Raw genomic sequence first — 16,456 nt, 5'->3', positions numbered from 1 at the left:
CCAGCCCCGCCGCCCCTACCATCGCAATGCGGAGCAGCCCCAGCTGTGCCTGCGCGTGATCCGCCGCCGCCTGGGCATCGGCCCGCGAGACTGCCTCAAGGTCGCGGATCGCCTGCAGGAGCGCCTCGAACTTCTGCGCTGCATCGGTCGTCATGTTCTGCTGGGCTGCAACGAGGTCGTAGCGACGGGAGAGCTGGAGCGTGCGCTCTGCGGAGTCTCGATAGGTCTTCCAGGCATCACGCAGGTTCTGTGCCGCCTGCTGTTCGTCCGCTGTATGCGCAGTCGCCGCGAGTGTGTCCAAGTCGGTCGCGATCATCTGGTCAAGCTCAGCGATCCGGGCATCGAGTTGCTTCCGGTAATCGGCATTCGTTGTCGCTCCCACGTGTGCAACGACACTCGTGCGCACCTCCGTCATGCGACGTGACATCTGGCCAACGGTCGCGAGTACGCCATTCATCTCTTCGACCGTGGCGACTTCCCGCAAGCTGCTGGAGATCCAAAACCAGCCCACCGCACCGAGCAGTACGAAGACAGCGGCCATGGCCGCCAGGATCCCGAGCACCTTCCCCTTGAAACCAAGCGCCATCATGGAACCCCCCCAAATAACAACCTGCCCCTTTCTCCGAGATATTTCGGACAACACCGCAGTCTGCTTGAGTTGCCACGGCGGGAAAGCAGTACCAGCTCTGGCCCACCGTGTAACCTGTGCCGGCCGTCGCCGGAAAGGTCGCGGAGAGGAGAACCGCTCCCGACCGAGATCGTCCGCGCCGCTGCACTATCCCACGCTTAAGGTCTTGCCTTACACACGTGAGACGTGATTCTTCCGGCAACCATCACAGGGAAGCTGCCGCCTCTTCTGGTATCGCTGCCATTTCGTGTGGTGGAAACCCGATTGAGGAACCGAGAGGCTGAGCCGCCCGACTTCTTTCGTTCAGCGGAACAATACACAGCGGATTAATGCCGGCCAGAGGATGTCGCCACCGTAGTCCCCGGTGACAGCAGCATCGCAGAGCAGATGATGCCATGCCTGCCTCTCGCCGCTGGGCAATTCTTCGACCACACAGGGCGTTAGTGGGGAAAGCCTGCCCGGCTCTGGAGCGACCAGGCTTTCAGACTCCTTTTTGTCGAACAGGCACGGGACGCCTGACGGATCGAAAAGCGAACAACGAGAGAGCACCGCAAGCCCCAGCTGATAGACACCAGAACCTGCCGCACGCCCCAGTCACCCTGCTTTGTGCAGCCGGCAGCGGAAGAAGTAGCCGCGCGAACTCAGCACACCCTCCCCCGAGCAACGGCCCACGTGCAACCATGCTTGACAACTCTCTCCCTCTGCTACTCTGTTGGTGGCCGAGCCCTGCTGGCAAGACGACAGCTGTTGAAAGGGAAGCCCCCGCAGGTCACCAGGCTGGTTCCGGACTCTCCTGCTCGTTCTCACCTTTGCCCTGGCTGCACTCGCTCTGCCCCATTCAGCCAGTGTCGGTTCCTGGGTCACGACAAGCGCCTGGCAAGTCGCCAAGCTCGCTGGGATTTTGCCCTTCGCTGAGTACGGTGCCTTTTCCCTGGGCAAGTATGGTCAGAACCAGCACTTTGTGAGGCCGGGCGGAGATGCTGCCACGTGAAGCAGCAACCACGGCTGTATCAGCAACTGGAACTGGACGAACTGAGGTGACGCGCAGCGGAACGTTCTCCTTTTGCCCAAGAGCTGGCTCTATCCTGTCGTCTGCGTCAGCGAGCGAGCCGAGGCTTGGACACCGAGGAACTCTCGCGCTCCGATGTGGGTTGGATAATCAGGTAGGAAGTCATCATGACCTGGCGGCATCGGCACACACTCACCGCGCTTCTTCTCGTCATTGGCGGAGTGCTCATGTGGCTTTCCTTTTCGCCCGCCCATCTTCTTCGCCGCAGCACAGAACTCGGCGAGTCAGCCACTGAGCGAACTCCTGGCCACACCGAATGTTCCGCCTGGCTGGATGATCGAGGCGCGCACGATCCACTCAGCCGAAGCGCCGCGCTTTGCCCCCGATCAGCCACCAGTATTCGACGGCTTCGACGAGAGTACAATCGCGATATCGCACATCAGCAACCCGAAACAGCCCGAGTTCGAGTGGCTGTCTGTCCAGACGAGTGTGTATCGCTTTCCCGATCCCGATGCTGCTCGCACTGCAGCTGCACAATTTGCCCAAGCCTGGCAAGCGTATCTTGACCAGGATGGGGTGCATCAGGGTGCAGTCATCAAGGTGGAAGGTATCCTGCTCCAGTTCGACCACGTCGTGACAAGGGTTGGTCAACCACCGGTCCACCTGGCGAGCGTCGTCTCATACCGAACCAGTTCTGAAGCAGACACAGCAGCGGTATCCAACAGCAACAGGTTCACGCTGAAGGGACATTGGCGAGACAAGACCTCCATGCTGCTGAGCGAATACTGGTCCTCACAAGCGGTGAGGCACTCGCACCATTGAGATACACGCAAATCAACGAGCAGCAGCAGTGGTCGAGTTGGTTCTGATACAAGTCTTGAAGCGTCTGCATGTCGATCCATCGCTCATCAAGGAGATAACCGCAGCTACAGGAAGCTGACCTGTCAGGGTCTTGCGCCTGCGGGTGTGCAGGAATGCCCAAACCGAAAACACAGCAGTGCCCGACATTCGCCGGACGCACGTGCCACGAGAGCCTCAACTGTGCTCTGTTGTGCCAGCCCTCGGGGGATACACGGCGGGGTTTCGGCAAATGCACCAGCCCCGAGACACGTCCCCGGAGCAGGTGCCACTTGCGAAGACCATCACCCCTGAGGCAGAGCTACTCGACCCAACGAATGACACTCTTCGCACCTGCGACTTCCTTCATGTAAGGAATACCCTTGGCCGGCTGAGTATCTCCCTTGGGCAGTCAGAGAGCGCTCTCGCCAGCGCGATCCAACGTTTTCACGCCGTGAGATCAGCTGAAGACGCACGTTCCATTACTCGATTCCGAGCGCGACTGCGGATAGGCACGCACCTGAGAGAGCCGATGCTAACGCAGGACCTTGGCAGCACTGGACGATACACTCCACCCTCCCAGGAGACGAGAAAGGCCGCAATCGGCTCTCTTGTCTGTACTCCCACTTGGTCGAACGCCCTGATCTATCGCCAAGTGGCTACGCCTTGATCCTCGTTACTTCCACTGGCCCGTACTCGCGAGCCATGCTGTTTTGTCCTTCTCTCGCCCGTCCGGTGCACCCCAAAGCGCCGCCAGGGCCAGAGATTCTGGCACGACAAAAAGCCAGACCGTCTGCTTCTCATACTGGGGCGGCTGCCCCTTGACCGGCTTGACCGGCCGCTCGCTGTAGCCGAAGCTCGCCTGCAAGATGAGCCACTTCCCCTGCTCGAGCTCCGCCGGGAACTGCTCCGGTGTGACGGCTTCCACCCCATCCAACAGGATGTACAGCGGTCGTTCCAGCTTGTTCCGCCACGCGCGTGCCAGCACCCCACAGGTCACAACATTGCAAACCTCATGGTAGGCTGCAAGGTCCATTTCTTGCGCTTCGCTGAGCTGCACCCCGTCCTTGCCGACCACCGGCGCCTCACGCGTCGCCGCCGGGCGACGTAACCCGATCGCTCCCCAGTCAAGCGCTTCGGCCAGTGGCTGGAGGAGGTACGCCGGTACCTGCTCGTCGAGCAGGTTGATCCGGAAACGGGCCAACGCCCATCCCGACTGAGCCGGGAACCTCCTCCGCTCGAACGGTGCGCCGACGATCGACTCCGGAAGAAACCCGACCGCAATCCCCAGCAACGTCGCCAAGTTCTCGGCCACCGTCGGGAGGAGATGCTGTTCCCAGAGCACCGGCCGGTATTTTTGAGGCACCTTGGGATTGCGCGTTAGGGGCGCGCTTGCTGGAAAGACCGGCGCAACCTTGACCGTCATGGCGTACTCCTTGCTGCTTCTAGCCCTCCTTAGCAGCAAACCCGACATCGAGCACCGGCTGGTCAGGTAACCCGACCTGCACTCGCACTGCAGCTCCTCTGGAAAGACTCGCTCCCACGTTCAGGCTTTTTGCTCCACTCACATACACCGGGAGTCCAAGTCCCATCTGCAACCCCACCCCAGCAAGATGCCGCTGAATTTGCCCGGCCAGGATGTTGGTCAACTCCCGGACAGCATCCTGCAACATCTCGTCCTCACCGTCCGGCCGCTCTCCGAGCAAGACCTCAGCGACCGAGGCAAGTGCCCCCAGTTCTCCACCGAGCCAGACGACTGCTTGAAACCCTCCGCCGCTTGTATCCACCACCGTCACGAGGGCGATTCCCACTGGGGGATGCGCCCACGGGAGTTCAGCCTCTCCGACAACGGTCACGTCCACGCCGCAGAGTGGCTCGAGCGCTTCACGCGCCGCCTGCCCGATGAACTCTACCAGCCGGCCGCTCGTCGTCAGCTCCTGCACAATCGCGTGGCTCACGACACCGCTCCTCCCCGTCTCGGCTCCACCCCTCAGGCACGGGCCAGCAGCATTTCCAGCGCAGCGCCAAGCGCTTCGGGGGTCACTGGCTTCGTCAAAAGGTTGTCAACCCCAGCGTCCTTCGCCTTCAGCATCTGCTCTTCGGTACTCTGACTGGTGATCATCAGGATCGGTGTCCGCCGAGCTGCGCCGTTCTCTTTCTCCCTCGCCGCTCGGACAAACTCAATGCCGTCCATCCCCGGCATGTTCCAGTCGACAATGACGAGATCAAACTTGCCCGGCTCAAACTGCGCCAGGGCCTCCTCACCATTGTTCGCTTCGCTGACCTCCACCTCGTAGCCCACCTGACGCAGTGAGCGGACGTGCATGACACGCATCATTTTCGAGTCATCAGCAATGAGTACCTTCAACATTGCGCCCCCCATGTGCTCTTCCCGACTCAGCGTGGCGGAACCATGACACCACGCTGAGCCCAACGCACGACCTCACTAGGGATATCGGCAGCGGACACAACCTTCTGCACCCCGCCCCGCGCGAGCGCTGCCTCGATCATTCCAGACACCACCGCCTCCTCTGGCCGCTGCACAAGCGTGGCGGCACCCGCTGCCCGGAGTTCGGCCATCCCCACCGCCCCGTCATCCCCCATCCCGGTCAGGATCACCGCCATAACCCGCGGCCCCCAGCCAGCCCGCGCCACCGAGACGAACGCCCGGTTCACATTCGGCACGTAGATATCCTCTGGCTCCGGCGGCACGACCTGCACCCTTCCTGCCCGCGTCAGCAACAGATTTCGACCGCCGGGCGCCACCAACACGGTGTCCGCCATCACGAGCTCCCCATCCTCCGCCTCACGTGCCGCGTACTGACCTACCCGCGCCAACCGCTCGGCAAAGCTTCGTGTGAAGTTCGGTGGCATGTGCTGGACCACCAGCACCCCAACCCCAAGACCGAGCGGCAGCGCAGCCACGAGCTCCGCCACAACCGCCGGGCCACCAGTGGACGAGCCGATCAGCAAGAGTCGCTCAGCGGTACGACGTACCGGGTCAGCAGGTGCCCCCGCACCAGACCGTCCGTTCGGGCGCACCGCACTCCCAACCAGGCTCGGTTTCCGTAGTATCCCTGTTCCCACTTTCGCAGAACCCTCGATCTTCGGCCGATCACGGAAGCGCGAACGGGCCGCAGCGAGTGCCTCGCCAAGCTCCGGAGCCACCCGCCGCACTGCACCGGGAACAAGTTCCGGTACTACAACAGCCGGAACACCGCGCGGCGCTAGCACCTTAGGACCAACCAGAACAACAAGCGGCCAGCCCTGCACACCTGCCAGCCGTTCGAGTACGCTCTCACTCTCCAAGGCATCGACAAGCACAACGGCTGGGAGGTCTTCGAGACGCGTCCGCACCTCCTCGAACGAGCGCACCTCGCCAGCGAGCTCGACACCCGGCAGAAGACGCAGCGCCTGCCGAATAGCGACCCGCGTGACGGGCGATGTGCTGAGAAGCAGTACCCGGAGTAGCTCCCCCTCGGTCACCGCGTTGATACTGGCCTGACGCGAGCGCTTTCGGTAGAGATACGCTCCCGCAACGGTCACCCGCTCGAGTTCGCTCGGCGGCCGCTCCAGAGTCTCGGCTGAACCGATAACGAGCACCCCCCCGGGCAAGAGCTCCTCAGTGAAACGCCGCACAATCGCGTTCCGGTGCTCGGTCGTGAAGTACATGAGGGTATTCCGACAGAAGATCACAGCAAATGGCCCGGTCGGCACTCGTTCAATCAGGTTCAGCTGCTCAAACGTCACGTGTGCACGAATGCTCTCCCGCACGCACCACAGTTCGCCACGTTGCTCGACATACGCACGTGCCCGCTCCATCCCCTGATCGCGGAATGACCAAGACCGGTAGCAACCGTGTCGAGCGCGCTCCAGCGCCTCAGCATCAAAATCGACTCCCAAAATTTCGAAGCTGTGGCCAAGCGGACCAAGCACATCCTGAGCCGTCATTGCCAGAGAGTACGGCTCCTCACCACTCGAGCATCCAGCCGAGAGGATCCGCAGCGGCCGTTGCAGCGCCGCGAGTTCGGGCAGGAGCTGCCGGAGGGCGTCGAAGTGCTTCGGCTCACGAAAGAAGTAGGTCTCATTGATCGTCAGCCCTTGGCAGATCGCTTCCAGCACCGCTCGCTCGCCCCGCAGTGCCCGCTGCAGGAACTCGTCGGCACTGGCCGCACCTGCCCTCTTTGCCTCCTGCTGCACGACCCGCGCCAGCCGCTGCCACAAGAGTTCGGTCGGGCTAAACCCTAGGCAGGGAAAGATCTTCTCACCAACCCGTCGCAGGAGCTCCTCGCTCACCCTGGTTCTCCCTCTCCGGACCATCCCTCAGCAAAGAGAACGGCAGGACGTATCCCGCGCTTGAGGGAGTGCTCGCCCGCCACACCCCACCCATTCGTCCCGGACCGCCCACGCCGATCGTCCCGGCAGCACGTGGTGCTCCGTCACTCGTCAGGAGCCCAAACCCGTCCCCATCCTCTCATCCGAGAACGCCCTCCTCCTCGGCATACCGTGTCATCGCTCAAACGAGCACCAAGGCAGCAGCGACATCCGGACGTCCACGCACTCTCTCTGTCGCCCCGTCGCTCGCGCGCTCCGATCATCGCTGCAGCGTGCGCGTCTTCCTCGAGCGGTGTTGCTGCCTGGCTCTTTTGTCCACCGCTCCTAACCCGGTTGCCTCTGGCAGACAGAGCAAGGGTTGCGGGTTGGTCTTGCTGTCAGTGCGCGGTAGCCTATCCCTTATGGGGAACGAGCCACCGCTCTCGCTGGCACCACCCTCATGGGGAGGAGACAGTACGCCCAGGCTGTAGGGGCCCGGTCAGCGCGGTTTCCGCGTCCCGAACCAGAATGAGCCAACACACGGTCGTGGTGCACAGCACCGCTCCAGGAGATACTCACGTTCGGAGACCAACCGCTACGAGCTGGGCAGATTGGGCGCGCTGTTCCCTCACCCACTTGAACACTCCTCTCGCTGCGGCAGAACGCCAGGCGCACGAAAGATGCGCTCCACTCGGGTGCAGAAGACACGGTATGGAGCGCAAGCCTTGCGAGCAAGCCATCGTCAACAGGTGCAGGATCGTTCCCGCTCCGTCCCATCATATCCGGGGATGCGCCCACGGGCGGTTTCACTGGTTCAGACGTCTTTGGCGAGTGCCCATCAGGTGAGTCCTCACCCCGCTTGGCGCGAAACAGGAGAAGCACGTCACGGCCCTGGTGACGTGTGAGCACTCTCATCCCGGTAGGCATGGCTACACGAGTGGGGAGGCGGGGAGGGGACGCGAGCGCGTTCGAGACCAGTCGAGTGGTGGCTAGTGACCTCACCCGGTCCCGCGTGTCCGGACCGCACGGACGGGGGAGCACTACCGTCCGAAGCCGGTACCCCGTCTCGGTCAACCCGATGCGTGGAGAGAACGCCGGATCACTGCTTGCCACTCGCGTGTAACCCGCATCGCCCGGAGACACATCAGAAGTTGGCCGTCGTCTACGCGGAGGAGGAAACCCTTCGTCGCATCGCCGAGCGAGGCGTTGCCGTCCCTCTGGACACATCCTGGACCGCACTGGGCCTGCTCGCGCCAGGGTGCCAGTGCGCCGCGATCCTTTGCCTCTGCCTGGACAACTTCCCTGCCCGCGGCGACCAGGGTACGGAGCTCAGGTGGCTCCGCTGCGAGTGTCCCTGACCAACTCAGACCACGCGCATCGCGGAGTGTCGCCTGTCCACTCAGCAGGTTCACAGTCAAACTGGGTTGTGACCCCATGGAGTGCCGGAGCGCCACGCAGATGCACCGGAGTCCCGTCGGCAGCACGCTCCACTGTCAGTTCGGCCAGCGCGACGATCGGTGCGGGACCTGGCATACGCCGCTGCGCTTCGAGACGGAGCCCCGTCCACTTCCAAAAGAGCTGAGTGCGATTTCATCTTGTCACGCCTTCAATCATTCATCTTCCTGCACGGACGCCCCGTTTATCACGTTCTCTGCCCGTGTCTCACCCTTCCCCGATGTGGCGTGCTGGAGCGGCCATGGTTGGTCGCGACGCCGGTCTGGCGCGATGCCCGGTGGCTGCTGCCCTCATGGAGTCTTGAGAACTGCGCACTGCACGAGTCGGTGTTGCCCACCGCTCGCGTTGGACGTCTGCGCTCTGCCGCACACGCGAGCCCTCGAGCGCGTTGCCCGCAGTGCGGCACAGCGTTCACCCCTTGTGAGCAACCCCTGCCTGTGCTCACCGACCACAATGCCCAGCGCGCGAGCAAGGTTCTCCAGCCACCACACCAGACCGCCGCACGAACAAGAACGCCCCGGTCGGGACGAGTCCCGACCGGGGCATGCGATGCGCGGGACTAGCGCAGCAGCGAGAGAATCGACTGCGGCATTGCGTTCGCCTGAGCCAGGACCGCCACGCCGGCCTGCTGCAGAATCTGGTTGCGGGTAAACGTCACCATCTCGGCAGCCATATCGGCATCGCGGATCCGGCTCTCCGAAGCCGTCAGGTTCTCGTGCTGGACACCCAAGTTGGCAATCGTGTGCTCGAGCCGGTTCTGGGCGGCACCGAGATTCGACCGCACCTGGTTCACGTAGCTAATTGCGCCATCGATCGCTGTGATCAAGTCCTGCGCTGCCTGCACTTGCTGCGCGTTGGTCCCGGGCGAGCTATCGACCATGTCGGCGAAGTTGGTGAGTTGCGCATAGAGGTTTTGCAGCGCTGCAGGCGTTGCTGAGTTGCTGTCAACGAGGACCCGGCTGAAGGCGACCAGATACGAATGACCGCTGTTCGGGCCGACCTGGAAGTGGGCCGAGCCATCACCAGCGGTGGTGAGCTGATAGCGGTCGAGCCCGAAGCCAAGGTCATCAGCATTGCCAAAACCGGTCGTGGTCTCGAAGGTCACCTTCACACCGAGTGCCTCAAAATTCAGCGTGTAGCGACCTCCTGCTGCGACGGAGAAGGCGGCTGGCAACTGGATGGTTTGGGCCGCACCGTCTGACCCACGCGTGACCGTTATTTCTCGGTTCACCTGGTTGTAGCTGAAGGTGTACGTGTCACTGGCGAGCGCGCCACTCACGTCGATCGCAGCGACGTGTCCGAGAGCGGTCTGGATTTGGGTATTCGGTGTCCCACGCAAGTCAGAGGTCGCGGCGATGGCGCCACTCGAGACTTCGATACTGCGTCCCTCGAGGGAGCGCCCGAGCAAGTCATTCGTGCGGAAACCGCTGCTGACCGTCAACGTGAAACCATTGCCACTGCCATCATCGAAGTTGATCGTCGTCGGAACAGCAGCATTATCCGCCGGAAGGCTCGCATAGAACGTCGAGGTTGCATCCGTCGCGACTAACTGGTTGGTCGCTTCGTCATAGGTGATCGCATAGGTACCATCCGCGACCGTCCCGTTGACCGTGATGTTGGTGACCGTCCCTTGCGCGCCGACACGACTACCGACCGCAAATGGCGATGTGCTGTCGACACTCGTCGCCAACGAGCCGGTGAGTAGCAGCTTCCCGTTGAAGGTGGTCCGATTGGCGATCGCGTTGATTTCCTGCTGGAGATTCTGGAGCTCGCTATTGACCGCCGCTCGGTCTTCGGTCGTCAGCGTGTCGTTGGCAGCCTGGACAGCCAACTCGCGCATGCGTTGCAGCATCGAGTGCACTTCGTTCAGTGCACCTTCGGCCGTCTGGATCATCGACACGCCGTCCTGGGCATTGCGCATCGCCTGCATCACGCCCCGGATCTGAGCGCGCAGCTTCTCGGAGATCGAGAGCCCAGCAGCATCATCAGCCGCCCGGTTGATGCGCAAGCCACTGGAGAGCTTCTCAATTGACTTGGCAAGCGCAAAGCCGGTAATGGAGAGATTCCGCTGTGCATTGACCGCATTCACGTTGTTGTAGATCCGCATACCTGGCCTCCTCTGCCATTCTTCGGTCTACCGGCGCGTCCCTGCACCGCCTGTACTCCTGCGACCATCTCGCCGTCGCCCGCGGTTGACCGTCCGTCATGCCGCCTCACCCGGCGGCGGAGCCTCCTTCCTGCTCTCCTCTTTCGGCAGGCAGCCAGGCGTCCTCGATAGGGAAGGAAGTACCGGTTCCGGCAGAGGCGAGGCACCGTAGCGTCGCGACGCTCCCCAAGCGGCAGACGTCCGCGAGGCGCGCAGGAGGTCGTGTGCGCACCGCACGGCGAGAGCTCAGAGCGGGGCTGCCAGCAGCCACCACTCGCTGGCTCGGCCGAGCCTGGACGGCCCAACACGCTCATCAGCCGACAGGTGGTCCCTCGCCGACCAGACACGCTGACAGGCCGAGGCGCCTTCGGCGCGTACCGTGCGCGACGGGCAGGACGCGTGCCACCACGGCGCCGATAGGCGGGGCTCGGGCGCCCGCGGACAGCAGCCGCCGTGGCAGCGTCCCGACAGTGTGGGCCGGCCTATCCCAGCCGGCGGGGAGCGCCCCAGAGCGCGGGTGCGATGCATCGCCCGCTACGGCGGGGTCATGCGTGCCTCGCGCACGCGCCAGAGGGCATGGGGATCGATTCGCGGTGACGTGACGATCCCGGATCCGCACCAGAGGACCGCCGACGGCATGATGCCAGCCCTTGTGGACCGGCGGGTGCTACGCGGTCTCAGGCCGGCGGGCGCGATGCATCGCGCCCCTACGGGGGCGATGCGTGCCTCGCGCACGCGTCACCGGGCACGGCAGATGGGACGCCTCTGATACTGCCGAAGTCACTGTCGGTCAGCGCTGGCACCGCCCGGCCTTTCGCCCTGCGACACCTCCGGGATGGATACAGCTGGTCAACTGTCCCGCAACTGCTTTGCGAGCTCGCGCTGGCGCTGGAAGACGAAGCGCACGATCGCGTCTTCGGTGCGACGGTCGAGTCGTTCGAACTGGCAACCGTGGTCCCAGCGCGGCGGGTCGACCCGTTCCACCGGCGCAACACGCCGGACCACGGCAACCGTACCGATCGGTTGCGCACTGCCGGGTAACGTGAAGCGGAGCGCGAGGCGGTCACCGACACGGAGTTGCTGCGGCGAGCGGAAACGGACTCCACCAGCGCTGAGATCGATGATCGTCCCCTTGAGCGGCTGGGGGTCGCCCTCAGCAGGCAGGAGTAGCACTTCCTGCGGGGACAGCGTGACCGGTACGCGACAGTGCTCCCGCCGCTGCATCCGTTCCCACGGTCCGACGGGGGCGAGGACCAACCGCGCTTGCGGCTCGAGGACCGCGGCGACGACCTCGCAGGCAACGACGTAGAGGGCATCGTCCGGCACAGTGGCACCGAGGTAGACCAGGTCGCCGCGGTGGGCAGAGACGTAAGCGAGTTGGACCATTGGCCAGCCGACGACGACCCGCTGACCGTCGGGACTGAAGTCCTCGATCCGCGTGCGGTGCCAGGTGAGCCGTCCGTCACGGCCAGCGACGCCGAGTTCGGCCGCCTGCCAGACAGTGAACCCTTTCGGCGGTTGGGTCGTCGGTCGCTGCTGGACCACGCCTGCCTGTCCCCTCTCGGTTCTCACGTTCAGCATCGGCTAGAAGGCCGTTTTCCTGGAGCCTGTTGGAAGTGTAGCTGAACCGGAACGGTTGAGTGTCCCACTGGCCCCGCGGAGGAAGCGGATCGGAGTACCCGGCGGCACAACGGTGGACGGGAGCCGTCCAAGTAAGGGGGCGCGGTGAGCGCGCAGCGAAGAAGGGACCGCCATGAGCCACCTCTCCGAAGACGCCGGAGAGTCGATACGCCGGAACGCCGGGGAGACTACCCTGTCATCCACCGCCATACCGAACCACGCAACGTCTCCGGGGACGAACTCAGGCGTAACCGAGTGCCACACCGGTCGCGAAGACCAGGACGCCGCCGAGGACGACCTGGACGATCGATTTGGTGAGCGGCATTTGGAACACGCGATAGCGGATCCAGGCGATGACCACGAGCTCGACGCCGACGACGACATACGCGAAGGACAAGGCATGGTGGACGTGCGGTATCAGGAAGGGCAGCGAGTGGAGGATACCGCCGAGGAACGTCGAGACAGCGGTGATTAGGCCCCGCTGGATCGGACCACCGCGTCCGGTCAGCTCACCGGTGTCCGAAAGTGCTTCCGCGAAGCCCATGCTGATGACGGCGCCGATCGAGGCCGAGAGCCCGACCAGGAAGGCGACACGCGAGAGATTCGTGGCGAAAGCGCTCGTGAAAATCGGGGCGAGCGTCGAGACCGAACCGTCCATGAGCCCGAGCAGCCCTGGCTGGACAACCTGCAAGACAAAGCCGCGTTCATCGAAACGGCTGTGCTGAAGAGGGAGACAGGCCCACCAGGGGCGATCGGCAGTCCACAGCTCTCCGTTGTCGACCCACCGTGTCACCACTGACCCTTTCTGCGAATGAGACTCATTCGCATATACAGCAAACAAGCACACCGCAGCAGTACAGGATGTGACGACAGACCACGTGCAGCACTGGAGTTGGGATACGGCCGACCCGCGCAGGGTTAGCACCCCCGAGGTCCCACACCACGTGTACCTGCCCCTCGAGGACAGGCGTGCGGTACCGCGCCGGTATCCTTCCTGCCGGACAAGCAGGTCCGTAGTGGGGTCATGCGGCTGACACCCGCCGAAGCCCGGCCCCTTCAGCCCATCAGGGGCGGTCCCATGCCCTCACCGACCTCTCCTGCACCGTACGACGCGCGGGCCTGCCGCATCGCCCCTACGGGAGAATGCCGCGCTCACGTTACCCCACCGGGGATACCTCGGCGGTCGGTGACACCGGTCCAGGGGCGAAGTGCGCCCCAGCCGCGAGCTCCGAGAAGGCGAGAGGCTCCCCTTGCGCCACTCAGCACCTTCCGGCTTGACGAATGAGCCATGCGCGGCACCGAGCGCCCGAACTCGACGACCGTCCCACCGCCCGGTACCGCTTTGCGGCATCCGGTGGTACGGTACGAGGTGCGTGAGGACGGCAGCCGCACCGCGCAGCTACTACGAGGACGAGCGTCGGGCCATGGAGGGGGCGTTGGAAGCGGTTACGGCCCCTTATCGTCGGTCGCTCGGCGCGTATCCTCCACCGGTCTGTGCCGTCGCTGAGCATCGTTGGATCCCGTCCAATGCACCGCCACTGACGAGCTGCGGCGGAGTCCGACGTCTCCCGCTTCAGCTGGCCCCCGCGGGTCGGCAGGCTCTCAGACGTCTGGGTAGGATCATGGCCAGGATGATTGGACCTCCCTCACGTTGCGGAGGACGGTGGGCGGGACCGCGCATCCCATCCGACTCAGAGGCATTCTCTGAACACCCTCGCAGGCGAGGAACGACTCCCTGTCCGTTGGGAAGGCCTTGGGCGGTGCGGAGCCAGCGGGTACACCCACCGTCGAAGGAGGAAGAGGCTCTGGTACCAGCTCTCTCGACCGCCGCTCCTCGCAGCACCGAGACGACAACCGTAAATACGGCGTGTCGTGTCAGCCCTCCTGCAGGGACAGGTGAGACATTCTCCAACCGAGAACCTGGCGATGACCCGTTGCGGACGGTCCGAGGTACGGAGGCTCATCGCCTGGCTGCTTTCGCCATCGGCTCCCGCCGTCCGACCAGCTCCTACACAGCAATTGAGTGCCCGGGGGCTCGCCCTGCTCACACGCCACACCGGCTGCAACGTCATTCCCGCGTCCGTCCATCATCGGCCTCCGCGACGGCCGCATGGGACTTCCTCGATCCGACGGGACAGCTCCCAGTCGCGACACACCGCAGCCGCCCTGGTTCCTCCCTCCAGCGGCGCTCCCCACGCTCTTCGTCTCCACGCCGGTCCCTGCCTCATTCACACCCGAGCACCACGACCACTACTGTGAACTCGTGATCGTCACCTGCCAGGGGGTATCAGCTCCGGGGAAGGACGCCAGGAATTCTACGTCCCCACGTCGAATCCCGTGAGCCCCAAGGGGCTCGCACGTCCGTCGAAATCAGCAGGCTCGTCTGCCCGGAGGCGGGGCATCTTGACCAGCGCCGGCTGTCTGAAGACCCACCCCACGGTGCGGTGCACGGTTTCCCCCATCCGTGGACGGCGAGACGGTACACCGACCGAGCGTCTTTCCGCACGCGTCAGAGGGATCATCCGGCCCTCGACTAGATCTGCTTCACAGGCGCCTGAGTGCGTCAGGCTGGCTTACGGCACCGTTGGCGGTGTTCATCGCCTCGGCCCGTTCCCACTCACGCCCGTGGAGACGCCAGAGCAACTGCAGCTCAAACTGCGTTTCCGGATCGAGCAGGTCACGCCCGACGAGTTCCCCCACCTGCTCCAGCCGGTAGCGGACCGTGTTCGGGTGCACGCCGAGTTCCTCTGCCGCCTCATTGACCGAGAAGCGGTGGCGCACCCAGGTCAGGAGCGTCTCCACGTACCGTTCGCCGTGTCGCCCCCGGCGCAACGGCCCCAACCAGAGTTCAACGAATGCTCGCCGCGCCTCGGGATCGCCGGCCAAGACCCGCTCCAGCACCAGATCTTCGTAGCGAAACAGCCCCGGGCGATCCACATACTCGAGCAAGGCACACGCCTCGCGGTAGCTCCGCCGCACCCCTTCCGGACCAGCATGCGGGCGACCCGCCACCGCGGTGAGGCCACAGTCGGCCAAGGCAGACCAGAGGTCCTCCAGACCCTCTGCCCACTCGACCAACGCGATCACTTGGTCGTGCAGTGTTGCGACCAGCGGTGCAGCTCCCGAGTGGCGCAAGGCACGACGTACCCGCAGTGCAATGTGTTCGCGCCGCTGGAATGCCTCCACGGTGAGTGGCGGTTCACCGAGCGCCACAACCACCACCCGGTAGCTACGTGCCGGGTCATAGCCGAGTGCCCGCGCCCGCTCCAGTTCCTGCGGCGAGCCGCTGAATCGCCCTTCGAGCACCGTACTCAAGAAGGCATAGCCCAGCCGAGCCTCGAGCTGTGCCAACTCCCGCTTTTGGGCAAAGAGCAGAGCAAAGACGAGCGCCGCATGCTCTGCAGCCCGTAGGTCCAGTCCGCTCAGCGGCTCGTCCCCCTCGATGATCCAGACCAAGCCGACAAGTTCGCCGTGTAGCCAGATTGGGCACACCACTCGCTCGCGGAGGCCGAGTTCTGGGATTGCGGGAACACGGTACGGCTGCGTCCCCTGCGGGGGCAGGAAACCACGTGCCACTAGCCCTTCTTGCAACCAACTCGGGGCTCGGCCCGACTCGATCGTTACTTGTCGCGCCACATCCTCATAGGGGCCACGCTGGTAGTAGGCGAGCAGCGTTCCGTCCAGTTCCTCGACCGTGATCGAGCGCCCCAGGAGCTCGCCAAGTGTCCGCACGAGACGGTCGAGACTGCGTGTGCGCGCGGCGGCCCGCATCAGCTCCCGGTGCAGCTGTTCAGCCCGCTCAAGCTCCTGCCACTGTTCACGCAAGATCAGCTGGTGGACTGTCTCGGTGATGCGGACAAATGGAATCTCCCAGGGGATCTCGAGCAACGGCAGACCGACCGTATCAGCGGCAGCCCGCATCACATCGGGAAAGCGGGAAAAGTAGTGCGGTACGGCCAGACCCACCGCGGCAACTCCACGCTCGGCCAGGCGCCGCACCAGTTCAGCGAGTTCTTCGTCACTGCGAGGCCAGGCAATCCCGGTGCTCAACATCAGCATGCCACGGTCAATCCAGGGTAGCGGGTCTGGCAGATCGACCACGTGCACCCAGCGCACGCGCTGTTCCAGGCCCAAATCCCCAGCAACAACCCGTGTCCCTTGGAGGATCGGCAGTTGCAGTAGATCAATGACGCGCATTCCCGTTCCCCCGTACAAGAATTGGCCGCAGAGTACTACTCAATAGTGTACAACGCGCCAAATCTCGTCCGGCCAGCCAGACCACTTTGGCTACCTGCGTGATTCCTGATGCCAACCTGACCTGCAGGAATCCGAAACGCGGCACACGGGGCTGGGCATGAACATGCTGCAGCGCACCGCGCCATCTGTCAGGGCGTGCCGATACGACGAAGAGCCCCCGAAAGATTTGTGCCTTGTCCGCGCCAAGCTG

The 16,456-nt window shown here is 63.9% G+C and carries 11 protein-coding genes; 1 reads left to right on the top strand and 10 read right to left on the bottom strand.

Annotated elements, in window-relative coordinates; all coding sequences use genetic code 11:
* A partial coding sequence (locus tag NET03_RS11205) for an MCP four helix bundle domain-containing protein (protein WP_252129012.1) occupies window positions 1-589 on the bottom strand: 589 nt, incomplete at its 3' end.
* A gap of 1,261 nt (window positions 590-1,850) precedes the next feature.
* Here NET03_RS11205 and NET03_RS11200 point away from each other — a divergent pair.
* Entirely contained in the window at window positions 1,851-2,459 is a 609-nt protein-coding gene (locus NET03_RS11200; RefSeq protein WP_252129011.1) for a hypothetical protein, read from the top strand.
* Between the two features lie 691 nt (window positions 2,460-3,150).
* Here NET03_RS11200 and NET03_RS11195 read toward each other — a convergent pair.
* The 9 genes from NET03_RS11195 to NET03_RS11155 all read right to left on the bottom strand — a co-directional run bounded on the left by NET03_RS11195 (window position 3,151) and on the right by NET03_RS11155 (window position 16,206).
* Window positions 3,151-3,900, bottom strand: a complete 750-nt coding sequence (locus NET03_RS11195; RefSeq protein ID WP_252129010.1) for a hypothetical protein — start codon at window positions 3,898-3,900, stop codon at window positions 3,151-3,153.
* A gap of 19 nt (window positions 3,901-3,919) precedes the next feature.
* Window positions 3,920-4,432, bottom strand: a complete 513-nt coding sequence (locus NET03_RS11190; protein ID WP_252129009.1) for a chemotaxis protein CheX — start codon at window positions 4,430-4,432, stop codon at window positions 3,920-3,922.
* 32 nt (window positions 4,433-4,464) lie between these two features.
* Complete coding sequence (locus NET03_RS11185; RefSeq protein WP_252129008.1) at window positions 4,465-4,845, bottom strand: response regulator; 381 nt, start codon at window positions 4,843-4,845, stop codon at window positions 4,465-4,467.
* Window positions 4,846-4,871: 26 nt separating this feature from the next.
* Window positions 4,872-6,770 carry a chemotaxis protein CheB gene (locus tag NET03_RS11180; protein WP_252129007.1) on the bottom strand — a complete coding sequence of 633 codons (1,899 nt, stop codon included), beginning with the start codon at window positions 6,768-6,770 and terminating at the stop codon, window positions 4,872-4,874.
* A 1,088-nt stretch (window positions 6,771-7,858) separates the two neighbouring features.
* Entirely contained in the window at window positions 7,859-8,206 is a 348-nt protein-coding gene (locus NET03_RS11175; protein WP_252129006.1) for a hypothetical protein, read from the bottom strand.
* A 596-nt stretch (window positions 8,207-8,802) separates the two neighbouring features.
* Entirely contained in the window at window positions 8,803-10,350 is a 1,548-nt protein-coding gene (locus tag NET03_RS11170) for a flagellin N-terminal helical domain-containing protein (protein WP_252129005.1), read from the bottom strand.
* Between the two features lie 888 nt (window positions 10,351-11,238).
* Window positions 11,239-11,934: a flagellar brake protein gene (locus NET03_RS13865; protein ID WP_252129004.1), complete on the bottom strand. Its 696-nt coding sequence runs from the start codon at window positions 11,932-11,934 to the stop codon at window positions 11,239-11,241.
* A 316-nt stretch (window positions 11,935-12,250) separates the two neighbouring features.
* Complete coding sequence (locus tag NET03_RS11160) at window positions 12,251-12,802, bottom strand: VIT1/CCC1 transporter family protein (protein ID WP_252129003.1); 552 nt, start codon at window positions 12,800-12,802, stop codon at window positions 12,251-12,253.
* 1,751 nt (window positions 12,803-14,553) lie between these two features.
* Window positions 14,554-16,206, bottom strand: a complete 1,653-nt coding sequence (locus tag NET03_RS11155; protein ID WP_252129002.1) for a PucR family transcriptional regulator — start codon at window positions 16,204-16,206, stop codon at window positions 14,554-14,556.
* Window positions 16,207-16,456: the final 250 nt, after the last annotated feature.

Source organism: Thermomicrobium sp. CFH 73360 (genome assembly GCF_023806465.1).
Classification (GTDB): domain Bacteria; phylum Chloroflexota; class Chloroflexia; order Thermomicrobiales; family Thermomicrobiaceae; genus Thermomicrobium.
This window is presented reverse-complemented; position numbering and strand designations above follow the sequence as displayed.